Source organism: Rhodococcus gordoniae, from assembly GCF_001646655.1.
GTDB classification, from domain to species: domain Bacteria; phylum Actinomycetota; class Actinomycetes; order Mycobacteriales; family Mycobacteriaceae; genus Rhodococcus; species Rhodococcus gordoniae.
In genome coordinates, this window is the sequence record NZ_LPZN01000003.1 from 393,513 (window position 1) to 410,664 (window position 17,152).

Sequence of the window (17,152 nt, forward strand, 5' to 3'; positions counted from 1 at the left end):
CGGGTGTTACCAGGCGTCCGAGAAATCGGCGTGCTGCCGGATCCACGCGTGCATCGCGATGCCCGCGGCGACACCCGCGTTGATCGACCGTGTGGAGCCGAACTGGGCGATCGAGACGGTCATCGACGCCACGTCGCGGGCCTGCTCGGTGACACCGGGGCCTTCCTGGCCGAACAGCAGCAGGCAGCGGCGCGGCAGGGTCGCGGTCTCCAGCCGCACCGAACCCGGAGTGTTGTCCACGGCCACGATCTCGAGGTTCTGCTCGGCCGCCCACGCGACGAGGGCGTCGACATCGGAGTGGTGGAGCAGATGCTGGTAGCGGTCGGTGACCATCGCTCCGCGCCGGTTCCATCGGCGTCGTCCGACGATGTGCACGGTGCCCACGGCGAATGCGTTGGCGGTGCGGACGACCGTGCCGATGTTCGCGTCGTGAGCGAAGTTCTCGATGGCGACGTGCAGCGGGTGGCGACGACCGTCGATGTCCGCCACGATCGCCTCACGGGTCCAGTAGCGGTAGGCGTCGACGACGTTGCGCCGGTCGCCGTGGGCGAGCAGCTCGGGGTCGTATCGCGGGTCGGTGGGCGGCTCGGTGCCGAACTCCTCGATCCACGGTCCGACGCCGTGCGGGTGCTCACCCCATTCGGTGGGTCCCGCCACGTCCTCGACGGCCGGCCCGGAATGCGTGTCGGTCACCGTCAGAACGTTTCGTTCGAACCCGCTGCGACGCGGAAACCGTGACCGGTGGCGTCGTTGGTGCAGGTCACGTCGGCTGCGGTGGCGGCACACGTGTAGCCGAGCTGCGAGAGCGACGATCCCGGAGGCAAGGTGGGGCTCGCACCGTCGGGCGAGAGGTAGACCGGCCCACCGGAGCACACGAACTCCCCTTCGCCGGAGTCCTGCACGCGGATGCCGAGTCCCCAGTTGACCATGCAGTCCTCCGGGCGCGGCGGGATCGGATCGGTGGGGCCTTCGCAGCCCGCCTCGGTGCGGGTGGGCAGCCGGACGATGCCGCATTCGAAGGTGCCGTCGGGGCTGCTGAAGTAGTACGACTCGTTGCGCTGGTATTCGACCTGCGCAAGCGGTGCCGGTTCCTCCGGGGAGGTCTCCGGCTCGGGAGCCGGTTCGGTCGTCGACGGGGTCGTCTCCTCGGTGGTGCTCGGAGCGACCGTCGTGGACGAGGTCGTCGAGGCAGCCGCCGAGGTCGTCGTCGACGTCGCTCCGGAGTCGGCCTCCGGCCCGTCCGCGGAGCCTCCGCATCCTGCGACGAACAGTGCCGCACCCGTGACGACTGCGACCGGCCACATCCGAATTCTCACGCAACACCCTTCCCGACGACGTGCGGGTGTCACTCTATCGAGCGGCGTCAGTGGCCGGTCAGGCGCCGGTTGACCAGGCGATTCATCCATCCGGGCGACACCTGGGCGAGCGTGGCGAGCACGGTCGCCTGCCGGCCCACGGGCCGATGCACCCGTCCCGAGCGCCGCGTGGGGCGGGTCGCGTCGAACACCGCGCGGGCGACGTCGTCGGCCCCGAGGTTCACGCCCAGGGAGCGTCGCGAGCCGATGTCCATCCCGTCGACCATGTTGGTGTCGACGAACAGCGGCCACAGTGCCTGCACCTTGATGTCGTGGCGCGCCCACTCGAGTTCGAGGGCTTCGGTCAGGCCCCGCACCGCGAACTTGGTGGCGCTGTAGGTGGCGAGGTCGGGTTGTCCGTAGAGCGCCGACGCCGAGCACATGTTCACGATCTGCGCGCCGGGGGTGTCGCGCAGGTACGGGAAGGCGGCGTGGCAGCCGAGGACGACACCGGTGACGTTGACGTCGACGATCTGCCGGTGACGGCTCGCCGGGGTGTCCTCGAACGGGCCGGACGACAGCAGGCCCGCATTGTTGACGAGGATGTCGAGCCGGCCGTCGGTGCAGAACTCTTCGAGTGCGCGGGTCCACGCGGAGGTGTCGGTGACGTCCAGGACACCGGTGACCACCTGCCCCGAGGGGATCGAGGCAGCTTCGTCGGCGAGGCTCGCGAGCCCTGCGGTATCGACGTCGAAAGCACCGACGCGGTGGCCGTGGCGGGCGAAGAGCAGGGCGGTGGAGCGGCCGATTCCGGCGGCGGCTCCGGTGACGACCACGGTGGGAGCGGACATGGCATCACCCTAATCGCGGGCGGGAGCCGACAGGACCGAGCGGGGATAGGCTGGGATCGGAGGAGCTGTGAATCGTCGTATCGTCGCTACTGTCGCATTCGTCACCGCGGGATATGTCGTCGTTCTCGCGTTGTGGCTGAACCTGTTCCTGCCGATCTCCGAACCGGGCACCGAGGGCTTCCAGGTGGTCTTCCTCGTCTGTCTGTACGGCACCGTGCTCGGCCTGTCCTTGGCGCTCGCGGGTCGGAGTCCGAAGGCTCTGCGCAGGATCGAACGCGAGGGTTACGAAGGGTGGGCGATCATCCGTTCGGCAACGCCGCTGGATCTCACCGCGACCGGTCAGTTGACCCGGCTCGATCTCGAACTCACGGTGCCGGGTTCGGAGTCCTATCGCGGCACCGTCGTCTACGAGGTCGACCGCCGTAACCTGCACCGCTACGCACCCGGCGAGGTCGTGAGCATCTGGGTGGATCCGCTCGACCGCGACCGGATCGTGCTCTATCCCTGAAGCTCCCGGCGTGTGAGTGCGAGCAGCCCCTCGACGAGCAGCAGCTGGGCCGCTGCGTAGGTGGCCAGGACGAATCCTTCCGCCGCCGCGCGGGCCTTCTCGTCCTTCAGCAGGGTGCGACGAACGATGATCGAGCCGTCGGAGAGCGTGAAGATCAGCCCGCCGAGACCGAGCCGGCTCCGCCGATCCGAGCCCGGCACGGGCAGCCCCGCGCGCACTCGCGCACCGGGGGCGAGGGCGGGATCGCCCGCGAGGGTGGCGGTGGTGGCGAGCAGCGCACCGTATCCGGTCAGCGGCGCGGCCACGGATCGGTTGCGGACGGCGAGCAGACCGGCCGCGCCGGCCAGCGCACCGGCGCGCTGCACCGCGACCGGCGTCGACACGCGCGCACCGTGCCGGGCGAGGATCGTCGAGTAGGCCGTCTGCATGGCACCGAAACAGGCTGCACCGCTCAGGATCCTACGGTCCTCGTCGGATCGGATCATGGCGATGTCGCCGAGGGTGGCCGCGGCGAGACCCGCGACCAGCAGGGCGGTGTCGGCGCGGTCGGTGTCGTGGGATCGGCGCAGCACCCGCACCGCGAGCGCGGGTGCGATGAGCGGTTTGGCGATCTTCTGCAGTTTCTCGTTCCCGGACACCCCACCGATGACGGTGGCAACCGACGCCGCGGCGAACACCGCGTGCTCGACGCCCCACTTCTTTCGATCGAACCGACCCATGCGCGCACAGTACCCGGAGATGATCAGCAGCGGCGCGCACCGCCGGACGCTGTGGCGCGCAGGAAGGTCGGTGCCGCGAAGTCGCGACGTGCGGCGGCGTCGGCGACCGCCTGCCGCACCGGGTCGACGTGACCGTTCTCGCACAATGCGATCGCCGACCCGCCGAAGCCGCCGCCCACCATCCGGGCACCCAGAGCACCCGCTGCGACAGCCGCGCCGACGGCGGTGTCGAGTTCGGGGCAGCTGACCTCGAAGTCGTCGCGCAACGAGCGGTGCGACGCGTCGAGCAGCGGGCCGAGATCCCGGATCCGCCCTGCCCGCAACAATTCCGCGGCCTCACGGACCCGGGCGATCTCGTCGATCACGTGCCGGGCGCGGCGACGGAGGACGCGATCGTCGAGCGGGTCTGCGGATGCGGCGTTCCGCAGGGTGCCGACGCCGAGGAGCCGGGTGGCGTCCTCGACCTCACCGCGGCGCTGTCCGTACTGCCCGTCGGCGAGCCGGTGCCCGGTTCCGGTGTCGACGACCAGCACGGTCAGTCCCTGCGCCTCCGCGTCGAACGGGATGTGTTCGCTGCTGCCGTCGGCGAAGTCGAGCAGCAGCGCGTGTCCGGGGCGTGCGTGCAACGCGATCCGCTGGTCGAGTCCGCCGGTGCGTGCACCGGCGTAGTCGTTCTCCGCGCGCACGCACGCCGTGGCGAGCCGATCACGGCCGTCCTCGTCGAGGGGCAGCCCGCACAGGTCGGCGAGTGCCACCGCGATCGACGTCCCGAGCGCGGCGGACGACGAGAGTCCCGCTCCGACGGGCACGTCCGAGGCGACCGCGATGTCGGCGCCGGTGAATCCCGGCGGATCGAGCGTCCAGATCACTCCGGCGACGTAGGCGGCCCAGCCGTCGACGTGCCGGTCGCGCAGATCGAGGTCGACGGGGTCGAATCCGGCGCTGCGCACGCGCAGCAGATGATCGGAGCGGCGACGCATCGCCACGGTGGTGACCTGTGGGAGAGCCATCGGCAGGCACAGACCACCGGCGTAGTCGACGTGCTCGCCGATGAGGTTGACGCGCCCGGGGGCACACCAGCAGCCCTCGGGTTCGGTGCCGAACTCCGCCGTGAACGCCGCGCGGACGGTCTCTGCGAGTGTCATGTCGCCACCTCACGTAGCCGGGTGGCGATCCGTTCGGGGGTGGTGTCGCTGATCCACGCCCCCATCGCCGATTCGGATCCCGCGAGATATTTCAGCTTGTCCGGGGCCCGTCGCAACGAGAAGATCTGGCAGAACAGCCGCACCTCCTCGCGACCCGCACCGATCGGTGCCTGATGCCAGGCGGCGATGTAGGGGGTGCGGTCGACGCCGGGGAAGAACCGGTCGACGCGGCCGAGGAGGTCGCGGTAGGCCCGGGCGAGTTCGTCGCGTTCGGGCTCGCCCAGGGCCGCGAGGTCCGGGACGTCGCGGTGCGGGACGAGATGCACCTCGACGGGCCAGCGGGCCGCGGCGGGGACGTAGGCCGACCACGTGTCGCCGGACCACACGAGTCGGGTCCCTGCCCGGCGTTCGGCGTCGAGGATGTCGCTCTGCAGCGACCTGCCGGTCCGCCGGCGATGCTCGCGGGCACGGTCCAGCAGAGTCTGCGAGCGCGGCGGGACGAACGGGTAGGCGTAGATCTGACCGTGCGGATGTTGCAGTGTCACACCGATTTCCACACCGCGGTTCTCGAAGCAGAAGACCTGCTGCACGTCCGGCAGACGCGAGAGCGCGGCAGTGCGGGCGGCGAGCGCATCGATGACGGTGCGCGCCCGGGGCAGGGCGAGGTCCGCGAACCGGACGTCGTGGTCGGGGGTGAACGCGACGACCTCGCAGCGGCCGGTCGCCGGTCGCCGCGGCCACAGCCCGTCGCCGTCGACGAGATCCTCACCGGCCGGCGGTGCCCCGAGCGAGGGGAAACGGTTCTCGAACACCACGACGTCGTAGTCGCCGGCCGGGATCTCGCTGCGCACCCCCGCCCTGCTCGGGCACAGCGGGCAGTCGACGGCCGACGGCAGGAAGGTGCGGTCCATGCGATGCGCCGCGAAGGTCACCCACTCCCCCGTCAGCGGGTCGCGGCGCATCTCGGAGGTCGCCGCGACCGGCGGCAGGTCGCGGCCGTCGTGGAGGTCGCGGGTCGCGGCACCGGAGACGAACGGCTCGGTGTCGTCGAAGTAGATCAGTTCCCGGCCGTCCGCGAGACGCGTGACGGTCTGCCGGACCCGCGCCCCCACGCGGCTACTCGTCGTCCAGACCCAGGTCGGCCAGGCCGAGCAGGGAGCGGTACTCGACGCCCTCCGCGGCGATGACCGCATCGGCGCCGGTCGCGCGGTCGACGACGGTCGCGACACCCACGACGATCGCGCCGGCCTCACGCAGCGCCTTGACGGCGGTGAGCGGCGAATTGCCGGTGGTGGTGGTGTCCTCGACGACGAGCACCCGCTTGCCGGTCACGTCCGGTCCCTCGATCTGCCGCTGCATGCCGTGGGCCTTGGCGGCCTTGCGGACGACGAAGGCGTCGATGGGGCGGCCGGCGGCGTGCATGACGGCGAGGGCGACCGGGTCGGCACCCATGGTGAGGCCGCCGACGGCGTCGAAATCCCAGTCGGAGACGAGTTCGCGCAGGAGCGTGCCGATGAGCGGTCCGGCCTTGTGATGCAGGGTCGCGCGGCGCAGGTCGACGTAGTAGTCGGCTTCCTTCCCGGACGACAGGGTCACGCGGCCGTGCACCACCGCCAGCTCGCGTACCAGTGCTGCCAGTTCGTCGCGGTCACTCATTGCGTTCTCACCCGTCGTTCGTGCGCGCGACGCCGGTGCGGTCGCGCTCGTGTCGGGGAACGAGCCTAGTCGCTGCGACCTGCCGGTCAGGCAGCGACGGTGCCGGATACCGGCTCGGGCTGCCGGACCTCGGTCCCGGTCGCCGCGGAGGTGTCGGTGGTGCGGCCCGGTGCGGGGACGGGCGCGGGCGCCTCGAACAGCGCGACGGGGCCGACGGCCGCGAGTTTCGCGAACAGCGAGGTGGGAAAGCGGCCGATCGCGGTGTCGAGCGCACTGCCGAGGTCGTTGTGCACGCGGACGGCTCCGGCGATGCGTTGCTCGCGGGTCTGCAGTTCCCGGGCGACCCGGATGAACGGCCAGTGGTTGACACCCTCGAGTCCACTGATGAGTTCGTGCAGCGTCGCGGACAGTGCGTTCTCGGCGCCGGCGCGTTCGGTCAGGCCCAGACGCCGGTCTCGCACGCCGATGGCCAGCGAGCGGGCGCCGACGATCGGCCGGATACGTTCGCGTTCGACGCCGGCTCCGGCCGACGCCGCGATGAGCGCGGGCACCAGATCGTAGCGGTCGTCGAGTTCGTGGAGGAGCAGACGAAGGCTCTCCCGGTGGCGTTGCTGCAACGTCCGTAGACGGCGCACGCCTGCGCGCAACCACAGCACCACCGCAACCACGACAGCAACACAGAGCACCACAGCCACAGACGTCACGCGCAGAAATGTACCCAGCGCACGAATCGCGCCGAATACCGCACCCGGCGTGTCCGGCGCTGTGTATCCGTACTGTGATCTGGGAACGCTCGCCGTCAGTTCGTCCGAGCCGATCAGGTGCGGCCGCGGCCGTTGCCGACGGTGTTGGTCAGCTTCCGCACGAGGTTCTGCGGCACCAGTCGTCCGGCCGTCGCGAGCACCTTGTACTGCAGCCCCGGGATGCTGCGGACCTTGCCCTTGTCGAGGTCGGCGAGCGAGGTACGCACCACCTGATCGACGTCGAGCCACATCGGCTTCGGGGTGGACGACATGTCGATCCCGGCGCGCTGGTGGAACTCGGTGCGCACGAAGCCGGGACACAGCGCCTGCACGCGCACGCCCGTGCCGGCGAGTCCACCGGCCAGCCCTTCGGTGAACGACACGACGTAGGCCTTGCTGCCCGAGTAGGTCGAGCCGCGGCCGGGGAGCAGACCGGCCACACTGGCGACGTTGACGATGTCGCCCTTGCCCGCCTCGATCATCGACGGCAGCGCGGCACGGGTGAACGCGACGACCGAGGTGACGTTGACGTCGAGCTGCGCCTGCAGCAGGGCCGGATCGGCGGTCCAGAACTCGCCGGTCGTACCGAAGCCGGCGTTGTTGACGAGCATGTCGACGCCGCGGCCGAGTCGCGCGACGACCTGGTCGCGGCCCTCGGCGGTCGCCAGATCGGCGACGATGATCTCCGACGACGCCCCGAACTTGTGCTTCAGTTCGGTGGCGAGTTCGTCGAGAGCGGGACGGGTACGGGCGACGAGTACGAGGTCGTAACCGCGACCGGCGAGGGTGCGGGCGAAACCCGCACCGATTCCCGAAGTAGGTCCGGTCACGAGCGCAACAGGTCGGGCGGAAGTCATGGCCGTCACACTAGTGACGCCGGCCCCTTCCGACCACCTGTCAACGATGCGCGGACGGACGTCCCGGATCCTGCGTGCCGCGATCGAGTTCGTCGGGTTCGACGAGAGGTGGCAGCACGTGGAGGATGCCGGAAAGCCGGGCCACCGTCTCGATGGCCGAGTCCCACTCGCGGCCGGTGCTGCCGACAGGGATCGATCCGAGGGTCCATTCGCCTTCGCTCCACAGCATCTGCACGTGGTCGGGGATGGATTCGGTGAACGCGACCATCCGCTGATCGCACACGCGGCGCGCGATCTCGAGGTCGGTGGCGAAGACGATGCGCGGCCCGATGGAGCCGAGCAGGTTCATGTCCGGGTCCTTCGGCGGCGGCGTCGACTTCAGCCGGAGGTCGATGTCGACGTCGGAGCCGACCTTGCGCCGGACCGCGACGATCGTCGCGGTCTCCTCGATGTCGAACAGGATGAATTCCTCGCCGCGGCGAACCCCGCGGACGATGTCGATCGCGCCCAGATACTCCTGCTTGGCGAGCGCCGCGCGGTGCCAGGTGGACGGCAGGTGGTCCTCGGCGGAGGTGTACTTGTAGCCCTGCGCCTTGGCCCAGATCTCCCGGATGCGACCCGACTGCTCCCGCCGTGTCCGGTCGACGTAGAGCAGCGCGACCGCACCCAGCAGTGCGACCGCGGCCAGAGAGAACCACATGACAGTCATCGTCGAGTCAGCCTAGCGGGTCAGCGGCCCGAACCACCGAAGGATGGGAGGGACGCGCTGACGACGGTCTCGGCGGTCATCCGCCCCTGTTCGACGGCGCTGCCGGTCGCCACGGCGGTCGCTCCGACCTCGAGACTCCGGGCCGTGCTGCCGGTCAGGGTGATGATCTCGGTGTCGGGTGTGAGGACGACGGTGACGGTCGAACCGCCGATGACGCCGAGCGTGATGCTGCCGCCGTCGTTCGCGGTGATCGTGCCCACGACCGCACCCGCATCACCCATGACCTCGCCGAGTCCGCCCGGGAGCCGGTCCAGGGGCAGTCCCGGTGTGGTCGGTTCGGCCGGCGGCGGAAGGGTCGTCGTGGGCGGGGGTGCGACGGTCGCCGGGGCGCGATCCGACGCGACCCGCGAGGTGGAGTCGTCGGGCCGGCTGAGCAGGAAGCCGATGGTGCCGCCGAGTGCGACGAGGACCACCGCGGCGAGCGCGAGCAGTCCCCGGCGCGGCCCGCGCGGCGGCTTCCCGGGATCCGCGCCGGGTACCGGGCCCGTGGGCGGCCGGTCCTGGGCGGGGAACACCTGGGTGGGCTGATGACCGTGCGGAGGCGGGTAACCCTGCAGGGACGGAGAAGGCTGTTGCGACGGATGAGGCTGCGCCGAGGGGTAGGCCTGCGTGGGCCGGTATTCGCTCCCCGGTGTGCCCCACTGCTCGTAGCGGGTGTACGCCACCGTCGGGTTGGTCACCGGCCGCCCGTACGCCTCGGCCGGATCGTCGGTGTGCAGCACTCGGGTCGCGGCGTCGTCCGTCCCGTTCGACGACTCGTCGAGTGCGTAGGCCCGTTCTTGTGGGGTGCGCGGATCCTGGGGATTCGTCATAACGTCTTCCAGAGTAGGCCGTGCGCGGGCCCGGCAACCGGAGCTGCCGGGACCGCGCACGGATGCCGTCAGGCGCTGATCACGAGGTGATCGCCGTCCTCGCTCACGCCCACGTGAACGGTGTCGCCGTCCTTGATCTCACCGGCCAGCAGCTTCTTGGCGAGCTGGTCGCCGACCGACTGCTGGATGAGGCGGCGCAGCGGACGCGCACCGTACTGCGGGTCGTAACCGCGCACCGCCAGCCAGAACCGCGCGGTGCTCGAGACGTCCAGCGTCAGTCGTCGTGCCGACATGCGTGCGGCGAACTGATCGAGCTGGATGTCGACGATCTTCTCGAGCTGCTCCTCCGAGAGCGGGTCGAAGATCACGACGTCGTCGAGCCGGTTGATGAACTCCGGCTTGAACGCCGCCCGCACCGCCGCCATGATGTGCTCCCGATCGCCACCCGCGCCGAGGTTCGACGTGAGGATCAGGATGGTGTTGCGGAAGTCGACCGTGCGGCCCTGACCGTCGGTGAGGCGACCGTCGTCGAGCACCTGCAGCAGCGTGTCGAAGACGTCGGGATGCGCCTTCTCGACCTCGTCGAACAGCACCACCGTGTACGGGCGGCGCCGCACGGCTTCGGTGAGCTGCCCGCCGGACTCGTAACCGACGTAGCCCGGAGGGGCACCGACGAGCCGGGCCACCGAGTGCTTCTCGCTGTACTCGGACATGTCGATGCGCACCATGGCGCGTTCGTCGTCGAACAGGAAGTCCGCGAGGGCCTTGGCCAGCTCCGTCTTGCCCACACCGGTCGGGCCGAGGAACAGGAACGAGCCGGTCGGGCGGTTCGGGTCGGCGACACCGGCACGCGCACGGCGCACCGCGTCGGAAACTGCCTGCACGGCGACGTCCTGGCCGACGACCCGCCGACGCAGCTCGTCTTCCATCCGCAGCAGCTTCGCCGTCTCACCTTCGAGCATGCGACCGGCAGGGATGCCCGTCCATGCGGCGACGACATCGGCGACGTCGTCGGGCCCGACTTCCTCCTTGAGCATCACGTCGCCGTCGGCCGACGCACCGGTCGCCTCGGCGGCAGCATCGAGCCTCTTCTGCAGTTCGGGGATGCGGCCGTAGCGGAGTTCGGCGACCTTGCCGAGATCACCGTCGCGTTCGGCGCGTTCCTCCTCACCGCGCAGAGTTTCGAGTTGTTCCTTGATCTCCCGGACGGAGTCGATCGCGGTCTTCTCGTTCTGCCAGCGCGTGGTGAGCTGGCTGAGCTTCTCGCGTTCGTCGGCGAGTTCGGAACGGAGCTTGTCGAGGCGGTCCTTCGATGCCTCGTCGGTCTCCTTCTCCAGCGCCATCTCCTCGATCTCGAGACGCCGGACGATGCGTTCGACGGTGTCGATCTCCTCGGGACGCGAGTCGATCTCCATGCGCAGACGCGACGCCGCCTCGTCGACGAGGTCGATGGCCTTGTCGGGCAGGAACCTCGACGTGATGTAGCGGTCGGACAGGGTGGCCGCGGCGACCAGCGCGGAGTCGGTGATCCGCACCCCGTGGTGCACCTCGTAGCGCTCCTTGAGTCCGCGCAGGATGCCGACGGTGTCCTCGACGCTCGGCTCCCCGACGAGGACCTGCTGGAAGCGACGCTCGAGGGCAGCGTCCTTCTCGATGTACTTGCGGTACTCGTCGAGAGTCGTGGCACCGACGAGCCGCAGCTCACCGCGAGCGAGCATCGGCTTGATCATGTTGCCGGCGTCCATCGCCGACTCGCCGGTCGCGCCGGCACCGACGATGGTGTGCAGCTCGTCGATGAACGTGATGATCTGCCCGGCGGATTCCTTGATCTCGTCGAGCACGGCCTTGAGTCGTTCCTCGAACTCGCCGCGGTACTTCGCGCCCGCGACCATCGAGCCGAGATCGAGGGAGATGACGGTCTTGCCACGCAGCGACTCGGGGACGTCGCCGGCGACCACGCGCTGCGCAAGGCCCTCGACGATCGCCGTCTTGCCGACGCCCGGTTCACCGATGAGAACCGGGTTGTTCTTGGTACGCCGCGACAGCACCTGCACGACGCGACGGATCTCGTTGTCGCGGCCGATGACCGGATCGAGCTTGCCTTCGCGCGCCCGCGCGGTCAGATCGGTGGAGTACTTTTCGAGCGCCTGGTAGCTGGCCTCGGGATCGGCGCTGGTCACGCGGCGGTTGCCCCGGACGGTGGTGAACGCGTCGCGAAGGGCGGTCGGCGTCGCGCCGTGCCCGGCGAGGAGTTTCGCGACGTCCGAGTCGCCGCTCGCGAGGCCGACGAGCACGTGCTCGGTGGAGACGAATTCGTCGGTGAGTTCGGTGGCGAGTTTCTGCGCCGTCGTCATGGCCGCGATCGCTTCACGGCCGAGTTGTGGTGTGGTGGTGGCTCCGCTGGTCTGCGGAAGACGACGGACGAGGTCCTCGGCTTCCCTGCGGACCGCGGCGGGGTCGACGCCCACTGCTTCGAGCAGCGGGCCGGCGATGCCGTCGGCCTGGTCGAGCAGCGCCACGAGCAGGTGGGCCGGACGGATCTCCGGGTTGCCCGCAGCGGACGCCGACTGAAGTGCAGCGGTGAGTGCGGCCTGGGTCTTGGTCGTCGGATTGAACGAATCCACTGCGCGCCCCTTTCTTTCTCGGTGCACCCACGCGCGGCGAGTGCCCCATGTCGATTCTGCAGCCGATCCCCTCTCGTGGACAGGTCTCGGCGGTGTCGAACTGTCCAACCGATCATAAGTTGAGTTTGTTCCACTCAACTTTCCTGAGTTCGGTGACTCTCGCCACAACCCGTTCGCAGGTTGTGACGACCTGGTGGTCAGTGGCCCGCCGCCCTCCGAACGACTACAGTGGCGGCGTTCGCGCAGCACGGATACAGGGAGGATGGCGTGGAGGCTTTCGCCATCGCCCGGGTTCAGCTCAGCTTCGCATCGATCATCGCCACTCCCACCGGAGCCGAACGCTTCGCGACGGCGTTCTACACGGCCATGTGGGCCGAATCCACCGGCATCCGCGAACTGTTCCCCGCCGGGATGGAGAGCATGCGCCGCCGGTTCTCGACCGCGGTCGGCTGGGTCGTCGGACGTCTCCACGAACCCGACACCGTCGACAACTTCCTGGCACAGCTCGCCCGCGACCACCGCAAGTACGGCGTCGAACCCGTGCACTACCGCGTCGCCGGCAGCGCCCTGCTCGTCGCCATCCGCGAATGCACCCCCCTGATCCTGTGGACCGCGGCGCTCGAACGGACGTGGGCCGAGGTGATCGACCGGCTCGTCGAGACCATGGCGACCGCCGCCGCCACCGACGACCTGCCCGCCTCGTGGGGCGCCACCGTCGTCGGCCACGAACGCGTACTCCCCGACCTGGCGATCATCCGCCTCGAGACCGACGGCCCCATTCCCTATCACGCCGGGCAGTACATGAGCGTGCAGATCCCGCAGCGTCCGCACATGTGGCGGTACCTGTCCGCGGCCATTCCACCGAACCCGCACGGGCAGATCGAATTCCATGTGCGACGGGTCTCCACCGGATGGGTGAGCCCCGCGCTCGTCGGCGAGACCGCCGTGGGCGACCGGTGGACGATCGGCCCGCCGCTCGGCGGCCTGCACGTCGACCGCGAGAGCGGCCGGGACGTGCTGATGATCGCCTCCGGCACCGGTCTCGCACCCATGCGCGCGCAGATCATGGAGATGGCGATGCGCGGCGACAACCCGCGCGTCCATCTGTTCTACGGCGGCAAGTACCCGTGCGACCTGTACGACCTCGAGACCCTGTGGCAGATCGCCATGACCAACCCGTGGCTGACCATCGTGCCCGTGCTCGAGGAGAAGGAAAACCCTTGGTGGCACCCGGCTCCCGTGAAGGAACCCCCCACCGGCCTCAACCGGCCGGTGTACGGGAAGCTCGGTAGGGTCGCCGGGCAGTTCGGTACGTGGGCCGATCGTCAGATCCAGATCGCCGGGTCGCCGTCGATGATCCGGACCACGCTGTACGCGCTGTCGGCGGCGGGCACCCCGCGTCAGAACATCAGCTTCGACCCGCTCTGATCCGCGTGCGCAGTTTCCGTGCTGCGAGGATGTTCCGCACCGGGGACACCGGATTCGGCGGCTACATCCGCTGCGCCGCGACCGCCCGCGCGAATTCCGGATGCGCCTGCGACACGACGAGTTCCGAACCGTCCTCCGCCACCGACATTCCCAGAGTCGCCCGTTTCGGTTCGAGCACCCGCAGAGCGACGTAGATCGGCAGGAACGACAGGCCGAAGACGCTGAGCAGCGCCAGGCCGTAGATCTTCGGGGCGCCCTGCACGAGCGCGAACACCAGCGCGAGGAAGATGACACCGAGAACCGTGCATGTCGCGGCGGCAGCGATCTGCCAGCGCGTGCGGACGGCGACGCACCGGGCGCACACGGGCCAATCGACCGCGGCGACCTGCACGGCGTAGGCGGCTTCGAGTGCCGAGCCGATCCGGCTCGACCCCCCGCGGGGCTCCGACGCATCGGCCGCGACCGTCACCCGGACACGACCGGTCTCGGGTTCGCCGTGCCGCGGGCAGATCGGCGGAATGGGATCGACCGGTCGTATCGAACCGTCTCCGAGCGTGTTCGTCGCCCCGGAACCCGGATACTCGACCGCCAACCGCACCTCGACCCGCTGGGCGTCCCCGTTCACCATGCGAGGGAGTATGTCAGCACGCCCCCGGCAGTGAAAGACCGCCCGCGACGATCAGTGCTCGTACGGTTGTGCGGAGGCAGGAAGCCCCCCCGCACGTCCGTCCTCGACAGCGCGCACGAAGTTCGGATGGGCGTCGGCGACGACCAGCACGGAGGCGTCGATCGGGGCTTCGAGTCCCAGCCGGCCCTGACGGATGTACCGGACTCCGAGTCCGAGAGCGGGAGACCACAGGCCCCCGAAGAACGCCATCGTGAACAGCGCCATGTTCTCGCGCGCTGCACCGACCGCGCCGAGGATGCGGATCTGTCCGCGGGTGTGGCGGGTCTTCCGTCTCGTCGTGACCCAGGTGTTCAGAATCCGGACCGCGGGCTCACCGTGCAGCGCACAGACCGGCGGGAGCGGGTCGCGCACGGTGAGGAAGGCGTCCACTCCCCCTTCCGGCTCGGCTTCGCTTCGTCGCGGCGCTTCGGTTCCAGACGTACTTGCGCGCGAGTACCTTTCGTGATCCCCCTGAATCCCATGGACGAAAAGTGTAACGGGCGGTCGCGACACCCGCGTCGATGCTCGGCACCCTCGCGGCGCCGGTGCCCGGCGCACGGGAAGATACGCCCCACGACGAGCGCCTGCAGCAGCGGAACAGAGAAGCGTGATGTAACGCGGATCACATTTTGTGCGATGCCCCATCATCAGCCACACACAGAGGAACGGACATGAGCAGGATTCACGTGTGGCTCGCGATGGTCGTCGCCATCGCGGGGATCGGACTGATCGGCCCGACCGCGTCCGCCGCAACGCCCTATTGCGGCATCACCTGGGGTTCGCTCGACACATCGAACCCGACGATGGTCACCTCACCGTTCACCGCCGTGCGATCGGGACGGCACGAGTGTTTCGACCGGATCGTCGTCGACCTCGCCGGGCCGGCCGCGGGCTACCGCGTCGGCTACGTCCCCACCGTCTACGAGGACGGTTCCGGATTCGAGGTGCCGCTGCGCGGTGGCGCCTATCTCCAGGTGGTGATCCTCGCTCCCGCCTACTACGTGCCGGCCGACCGACGCGAAGTGGTCGATGTCGCCGGCTACCGAACCCTGCGGCAGGTGGCATGGGCCAACAGTTTCGAAGGACAGACCACTCTCGGAGTCGGCGTGCGCGCCCGGCTGCCGTTCCGGGTGTTCACCCTCGACGGCCCCGGCAGCGGTTCACGGGTGGTGCTGGACGTCGCGCACCAGTGGTGAGACAGAGAACAAGGGTGGCAGCAACTCTCGGCGGCCGCGGGCGGCCGCCGAGACCTGTTGCAGGAAACCGGACTGCACAGCGCAGTGAAGACCGTCAGCGGTAGGACGCCCGCAGCGTCTTCTTGTCGAGCTTGCCCAGTGGTGTCAGCGGCAGCGAGTCGAGGAAGTCGACCGACTTGGGTGCGTGCACCGAACCCTTTGCCGCGCGCACCTTCTCGATCAGTTCCTCGGCCGGTACCGACTGCCCCTCGCGCAACACGACGCACGCTTTGACGGCCTCGCCCCACTTGGCGTCGGGCACACCGACGACGGCCACGGACGCGACCGCCGGGTGCGACGAGATGGCGTCCTCGATCTCGCGGGGGAAGACGTTGAACCCGCCGGTGACGATCATGTCCTTCTTGCGATCGACGATCGTCATGAAGCCGTTCTTGTCGGCGCGCGCGACGTCGCCGGTGTGCAGCCATCCGCCTCGCAGAGCGTCGGCGGTCTCTTCCGGCTTGTTCAGATAGCCCTTCATCACCAGCGGACCGCGCACGCAGATCTCGCCGAGTTCGCCCTGCGGCACCTCGTTCAGGTCGTCGTCGAGCAGACGGACGTCGAGCCACGGCACGGGCCGGCCGCACGACGCGAGGCGCCCCGGATCGTCGGCCAGGTGCTCTTCCTTGCGCAGTACCGAGATCGTCATGCCGCATTCGGACTGGCCGTAGAACTGGAAGAAGACAGGACCGAGCCGCTCGATCCCCTCGCGCAGGCGGGACGGCGACATGGCCGAGGCGCCGTAGAACAGGGTCTCGAGGCTCGACAGGTCGCGGCTGTCGACATCCGGGTGGTCGAGCAGCATGTAGATCATCGTCGGCACGAGCATGGTCGCGTTGATGCGGTGCTTCTCGATCGTTTCGAGCACGAGCGCGGGGTCGAAGTGGGGCAGCACGTAGAGGCATCCACCGCGCAGGAGCGTGGGGACGAAGAACGCCGCACCGGCGTGCGAGAGTGGGGTGCACACGAGGAAGCGAGGCTGCTCGGGCCACTGCCACTCGGACATCTGGATCTGGTTGAGGGCCGCGCCCGAACGGAACGAGCCCATCACGCCCTTCGGCTTCCCGGTGGTGCCGCCGGTGTAGACGATGGACGAGGTGTCCTCGATGTCGACGGGCGCGGAGACGAGCCGCTGCTCGGTGAACTGCTCCGACAGGGCGAGAATGTCGGTTCCGACCGAGGACGGGCCGAGAGAGAACAAGTTCTTCAGGGTCGGCACCTGCTCGCGCAGCTCGGCGGCGCGCTCCTCGAAGTGGCCGGGATCGAAGATCAGGGTCTCGATCCCCGCATCGGTCGAGATGTACAGGTGGTCGGAGAGCGACCCCATGGGGTTCAGCGCGGTGTTGCGGCAGCCGGCGACCATCGTGGCGCCCATCGAGATGAGCACCTCGGGCCGGTTCTTGGAGAGCATCGCCACGGCCGATCCCTGCCCGACCTCCACGGATGCGAGCGCCTGCTGGAACCGGCTGATGGCGGCGCGCATCTCCGCTCCGGTGAGGACGACGTCACCGAGGTGCAGGGCGGGGCGGTCGGCGCTGCGATCGAGCGCGGTGATGAGGAGATCGGGCGTGAATGCGGGACGGTAGAGGTCGGCGTACTCCTCGGGCATGGTCGTCCTTCCGGTGTGCTGTGACGGTCCGTTGTGTGACGTCACCGGTCGGCGTTCCGCGTTGTGGTGACCATCACCTGCCGATGGTCACGATAACCGCTCCGAGCCTAAAACTGAAACACGTTCCACCCTGCCTTTTCGGTGATTTCTCGCCTAGAGTCTTGGGCACATCCGGCGACGACGCCCGATTCGGACGCTCACCTCGGCGACGACGCCGATTCGTTGCCACAGCAC

Annotated in this window: 18 protein-coding genes; 3 read left to right on the plus strand and 15 right to left on the minus strand. The window is 69.3% G+C overall.

The genetic code is table 11. From position 1 onward, the window contains the following. Positions 1 to 6: 6 nt before the first annotated feature. From A8G18_RS03610 to A8G18_RS03620, 3 genes are read right to left on the minus strand one after another with little or no spacing between them, the layout of a single operon-like run. A complete protein-coding gene (locus A8G18_RS03610) occupies positions 7 to 693 on the minus strand; it encodes a TrmH family RNA methyltransferase (protein WP_016932319.1) in 687 nt (228 codons plus the stop codon). A 2-nt stretch (positions 694 to 695) separates the two neighbouring features. Next, positions 696 to 1,304 (minus strand): hypothetical protein, encoded by a 609-nt coding sequence (locus A8G18_RS03615; RefSeq protein ID WP_064062730.1) that lies wholly within the window; start codon positions 1,302 to 1,304, stop codon positions 696 to 698. 59 nt (positions 1,305 to 1,363) lie between these two features. Continuing rightward, positions 1,364 to 2,146 carry an SDR family oxidoreductase gene (locus tag A8G18_RS03620; protein ID WP_064062731.1) on the minus strand — a complete coding sequence of 261 codons (783 nt, stop codon included), beginning with the start codon at positions 2,144 to 2,146 and terminating at the stop codon, positions 1,364 to 1,366. A gap of 67 nt (positions 2,147 to 2,213) precedes the next feature. Between A8G18_RS03620 and A8G18_RS03625 the strand changes: the two genes are divergently transcribed. Next, a complete protein-coding gene (locus tag A8G18_RS03625; RefSeq protein ID WP_064062732.1) occupies positions 2,214 to 2,654 on the plus strand; it encodes a hypothetical protein in 441 nt (146 codons plus the stop codon). Here the strand turns inward: A8G18_RS03625 and A8G18_RS03630 are convergent. The 9 genes from A8G18_RS03630 to clpB all read right to left on the minus strand — a co-directional run bounded on the left by A8G18_RS03630 (position 2,645) and on the right by clpB (position 11,979). Continuing rightward, positions 2,645 to 3,373 carry a lysoplasmalogenase family protein gene (locus A8G18_RS03630; RefSeq protein ID WP_064062733.1) on the minus strand — a complete coding sequence of 243 codons (729 nt, stop codon included), beginning with the start codon at positions 3,371 to 3,373 and terminating at the stop codon, positions 2,645 to 2,647. The genes A8G18_RS03625 and A8G18_RS03630 overlap by 10 nt on opposite strands. A 23-nt stretch (positions 3,374 to 3,396) precedes the next feature. After that, positions 3,397 to 4,518 carry a galactokinase gene (galK, locus tag A8G18_RS03635; protein ID WP_064062734.1) on the minus strand — a complete coding sequence of 374 codons (1,122 nt, stop codon included), beginning with the start codon at positions 4,516 to 4,518 and terminating at the stop codon, positions 3,397 to 3,399. After that, positions 4,515 to 5,630, minus strand: coding sequence for a galactose-1-phosphate uridylyltransferase (gene galT / locus A8G18_RS03640; protein WP_064062735.1), 1,116 nt, complete (start codon positions 5,628 to 5,630; stop codon positions 4,515 to 4,517). The genes galK and galT overlap by 4 nt, the downstream gene beginning before the upstream one ends. A 4-nt stretch (positions 5,631 to 5,634) precedes the next feature. Continuing rightward, positions 5,635 to 6,174 (minus strand): orotate phosphoribosyltransferase, encoded by a 540-nt coding sequence (gene pyrE / locus A8G18_RS03645; RefSeq protein WP_016935249.1) that lies wholly within the window; start codon positions 6,172 to 6,174, stop codon positions 5,635 to 5,637. Between the two features lie 86 nt (positions 6,175 to 6,260). Beyond that, positions 6,261 to 6,833 carry a LemA family protein gene (locus A8G18_RS03650; protein WP_064062736.1) on the minus strand — a complete coding sequence of 191 codons (573 nt, stop codon included), beginning with the start codon at positions 6,831 to 6,833 and terminating at the stop codon, positions 6,261 to 6,263. Positions 6,834 to 6,991: 158 nt separating this feature from the next. Beyond that, a complete protein-coding gene (locus A8G18_RS03655) occupies positions 6,992 to 7,774 on the minus strand; it encodes an SDR family NAD(P)-dependent oxidoreductase (RefSeq protein ID WP_064062795.1) in 783 nt (260 codons plus the stop codon). Between the two features lie 40 nt (positions 7,775 to 7,814). Further along, positions 7,815 to 8,474 carry a type III secretion system chaperone family protein gene (locus tag A8G18_RS03660; RefSeq protein ID WP_026003530.1) on the minus strand — a complete coding sequence of 220 codons (660 nt, stop codon included), beginning with the start codon at positions 8,472 to 8,474 and terminating at the stop codon, positions 7,815 to 7,817. 29 nt (positions 8,475 to 8,503) lie between these two features. Beyond that, positions 8,504 to 9,355 carry a hypothetical protein gene (locus tag A8G18_RS03665; protein ID WP_064062737.1) on the minus strand — a complete coding sequence of 284 codons (852 nt, stop codon included), beginning with the start codon at positions 9,353 to 9,355 and terminating at the stop codon, positions 8,504 to 8,506. A gap of 68 nt (positions 9,356 to 9,423) precedes the next feature. Beyond that, positions 9,424 to 11,979: an ATP-dependent chaperone ClpB gene (gene clpB / locus A8G18_RS03670; protein WP_064062738.1), complete on the minus strand. Its 2,556-nt coding sequence runs from the start codon at positions 11,977 to 11,979 to the stop codon at positions 9,424 to 9,426. Positions 11,980 to 12,246: 267 nt separating this feature from the next. Between clpB and A8G18_RS03675 the strand changes: the two genes are divergently transcribed. Then, complete coding sequence (locus tag A8G18_RS03675; RefSeq protein ID WP_064062796.1) at positions 12,247 to 13,407, plus strand: FAD-binding oxidoreductase; 1,161 nt, start codon at positions 12,247 to 12,249, stop codon at positions 13,405 to 13,407. A 61-nt stretch (positions 13,408 to 13,468) separates the two neighbouring features. On the opposite strand, the gene A8G18_RS03680 is transcribed toward A8G18_RS03675, so the two are convergent. Next, positions 13,469 to 14,035, minus strand: a complete 567-nt coding sequence (locus A8G18_RS03680; RefSeq protein WP_016933127.1) for a hypothetical protein — start codon at positions 14,033 to 14,035, stop codon at positions 13,469 to 13,471. Between the two features lie 51 nt (positions 14,036 to 14,086). Further along, positions 14,087 to 14,464, minus strand: coding sequence for a hypothetical protein (locus A8G18_RS03685; protein ID WP_064062739.1), 378 nt, complete (start codon positions 14,462 to 14,464; stop codon positions 14,087 to 14,089). 281 nt (positions 14,465 to 14,745) lie between these two features. Here A8G18_RS03685 and A8G18_RS03690 point away from each other — a divergent pair, with 281 nt between their 5' ends. Continuing rightward, positions 14,746 to 15,270: an AMIN-like domain-containing (lipo)protein gene (locus tag A8G18_RS03690; protein WP_242496793.1), complete on the plus strand. Its 525-nt coding sequence runs from the start codon at positions 14,746 to 14,748 to the stop codon at positions 15,268 to 15,270. Between the two features lie 94 nt (positions 15,271 to 15,364). Here A8G18_RS03690 and A8G18_RS03695 read toward each other — a convergent pair whose 3' ends face one another. Next, positions 15,365 to 16,918, minus strand: coding sequence for an AMP-binding protein (locus tag A8G18_RS03695; protein WP_064062741.1), 1,554 nt, complete (start codon positions 16,916 to 16,918; stop codon positions 15,365 to 15,367). Positions 16,919 to 17,152: the final 234 nt, after the last annotated feature.